This window comes from Clostridioides mangenotii TR (assembly GCF_000498755.1).
GTDB lineage: Bacteria > Bacillota > Clostridia > Peptostreptococcales > Peptostreptococcaceae > Metaclostridioides > Metaclostridioides mangenotii_A.
This window is the reverse complement of record NZ_AXUS01000056.1, coordinates 1-3,186: the sequence shown is the minus strand read 5'-3', so window position 1 is coordinate 3,186 and position 3,186 is coordinate 1. Positions and strand designations below refer to the sequence as shown.

Here is a 3,186-nt window from a genome sequence, read left to right as displayed (position 1 = left end):
AAACCAGTGATATATATGATGCTATAGCTTTAGGGGTAGCGTATATTAACATTTTAAGAAAAGAGGTATAATATGAATTTAAAAATAAAATATTTTGATGGAGCAACTAAGTTAAAAAAGATAGAAAAAGGTAATTGGATAGATGTGTATGCAAGACAGGAAGTTTTTATACCATTAGGGGAATATAAACTAATACCATTGGGTTTTGCATTAGAGCTACCAAAAGGATACGAAGGAATAATAGCCCCTAGATCTTCAACTTTTAAAACTTGGGGATGTATTCAACCAAACTCGATTGGTGTTATAGATGACACGTACATAGGAGATAATGATGAGTGGCATGGAATGTTATATTGTCTTCAACCAAAGGATATACCAAATACAACACCAGGAACATGGACTACACAAGACAAGGTACCAGGAACAACGATAAGAAAAGGTGACAAAATTGCCCAGTTTCGAATTCAAAAATCCATGCCTGAAATAATATTTGAAGAAGTAGATAAATTAGAAAACTCAAATAGAGGTGGATTCGGTACAACAGGAAGTATTTAACATATATAAAATGTCTAGATGTATAACAAAAAGGGTATAAAATTGTACTAGGACGAAAAACTAAACAACAAATAAGGAGTGGTATTTTGATAAGTAAAGTAATAAAAAGAGATGGCTCTAGTATCCCTTTTAATAAAAATAAAATAGAGAATGCAATAATATTAGCAATGAAGAATGGAAGTGGGATTCATATGCCACAAATTGCTAAAGCGATTGCTCAAGAAGCAGAAGACAATTTTTCGAAGATGGAAAGCGTAAGTATCTCACAAATTGAAGGATTTGTTTTTGATAGATTAAATGCACATGGTCAATCTCTAACAGCGAGAATGTATGAAGGTTATCGCGCTGTCAGAGAATTTCAAAGAAAAGTAAGTATAACCGATGAGGGAATATTAGGCATAATCGATAAATCAAATGAAGATGTATTAAATGAGAATTCTAATAAGGATTCAATATTAATATCTACTCAAAGAGATTTAATTGCTGGAGAAGTTTCAAAAGATATAGCTAGAAGAAAGCTAATTCCTACATATTTAGTACAGGCACATGATGAAGGGGTTTTACATTTCCATGATCTTGACTACACAATACAACCGATGTTCAATTGCTGCTTAATAAATCTAGAAGATATGCTACAGAATGGAACCGTAATTAATGGTAAACTTGTAGAATCTCCAAAGTCGTTTAGTACTGCTTGTACTATCACGACACAAATTATGGCACAAATAGCAAGTAACCAATATGGTGGACAATCAATTACGATAAAACATCTAGCACCTTTTCTGAGAGTATCTTATGAAAAATATTTTAGTAATTATAGAGAAAAGTTTAATGAAGATATAGCGAGTGAGTTAGCCCATGATAGAATTGAAGAAGAATTAAAATCGGGTATTCAAACGATAAGGTACCAGCTGAGTACATTACAGACTACTAATGGACAAGCTCCTTTTGCAACTATTTACTTAGAAATAGAAGAAGGTCATGAATTTGAAAAAGAAATGGCTATGATCTGCGAAGAAATGATCAAACAGAGAATAGTAGGAATGAAAAATGAAAAAGGTCAAGAAATAGGAGAAGCTTTCCCTAAATTAGTATATCTTTTAGATAAACACAACTGTTTAGAAGGTGGAAGATACGATTATATAACTAAATTAAGTGCTGTATGTAACACAAGAAGGTTAGTTCCAGATTATCAAAGTGCTAAAATTATGAGGTATAATTATGGTGATGCGTTCCCTCCGATGGGTTGTAGAAGTCATCTTTCTCAATACAAAGATAAAAATGGAAATTTTAAATGGTATGGACGCTTTAATCAGGGGGTAGTATCTCTTAATCTCCCACAGATAGCTATAATAGCTAACGGAGATTTTAATAAATTCTGGAAAATACTAGATGAGAGACTTGAAACTTGTAGAGAAGCTTTATTAGTGAGACATAATTTATTGAAAGGTACAGTCTCAGATGTAAGTCCTATTCATTGGCAATATGGAGGTATAGCACGTTTAGCTAAAGGTGAAAAAATAGATAGATTATTAGAGAATGGTTACTCGACATTATCACTTGGGTATGTTGGAATATATGAAATGGTACAAGCAATGTTGGGAGAAAGTAATACAACTGAAGAAGGACAAAAATTCTCACTTGAAGTTGTATCTTATTTAAAGAAAGCCTGTGACAAATGGAGAGAAGAAACAGGATTAGGCTTTAGTCTATACGGAACTCCAGCTGAGAATTTAGTATATAGATTTTGCAGAATAGACAAACAGAAATTTGGTGAGATTCCTAATGTTACTGATAAGTTATATTACACCAACTCATACCATGTAAATGTCACTGAAGAAATTGATGCTTTTAGTAAATTAAGTTATGAAGCTCCATTTCATAGTTTAAGCACTGGAGGATGTATTTCATATATAGAGACTCCAAATTTGAGTAACAATCTTAAAGCCGTTGAACAAATTATTAATTTTATATACCATAATGTACAATATGCTGAAATAAATTCTAGACCAGATGTATGTTATAAGTGTGGTTTTAGAGGTGAAATATTAACAGATGAATATTTGGAATGGTATTGTCCTAACTGTGGGAATAAAGATCAACAAGAAATGCAGGTCATGCGAAGAACTTGTGGATACATCGGCACATCATTTTGGAATAAAGGAAGGACAGAAGAAATAAGCGAAAGAGTGTTCCATTTACAATAAGGAAGTGAAAATATGAGAATAGCAGATATCCAATATAATGATATAACTAACGGTGAAGGTATTGTATTATCTTTATGGCTCCAAGGATGCCCACATAAATGCAATGGATGTCACAACCAAGAGACTTGGGATTTTGAAAAGGAAGAGAATTTACACATAATGATTTTCAGCATATTTTAAACTATATAGATAAAGGTGTTGAAAGAGATCTATCAATTTTAGGCGGAGAACCTCTATATGAGAAAAATATAGAAGATTTATTACATTTTTTAGAATCCTTCAAGAAACAGTACCCAAGCAAAAAAGTATATATTTGGAGCGGTTATACTTTAGAAGAAATATTTAAAGATGATAAAAAATCAAAAATCTTAAATTATATAGATATTCTTATAGATGGTAAGTATGATAGTAAAAAGAAAAATAT

At 31.7% G+C, this 3,186-nt stretch carries 2 protein-coding genes and 1 pseudogene; all 3 read left to right on the top strand.

Annotated features, from left to right (window positions below; genetic code table 11):
- Positions 1–72 precede the first annotated feature (72 nt).
- Entirely contained in the window at positions 73–555 is a 483-nt protein-coding gene (locus T473_RS0115240) for a dUTP diphosphatase (RefSeq protein ID WP_024622535.1), read from the top strand.
- Positions 556–641: 86 nt separating this feature from the next.
- A complete protein-coding gene (nrdD, locus tag T473_RS0115235; protein ID WP_024622604.1) occupies positions 642–2,762 on the top strand; it encodes an anaerobic ribonucleoside-triphosphate reductase in 2,121 nt (706 codons plus the stop codon).
- 12 nt (positions 2,763–2,774) lie between these two features.
- Positions 2,775–3,186: pseudogene (nrdG, locus tag T473_RS20210) on the top strand (anaerobic ribonucleoside-triphosphate reductase activating protein); the annotation flags it as partial.

What these genes read in the sequence shown, in the direction of transcription:
- T473_RS0115240 (WP_024622535.1), top strand. Translation starts at nt 73, where the DNA reads ATGAATTTAAAAATAAAATATTTTGATGGAGCAACTAAGTTAAAAAAG.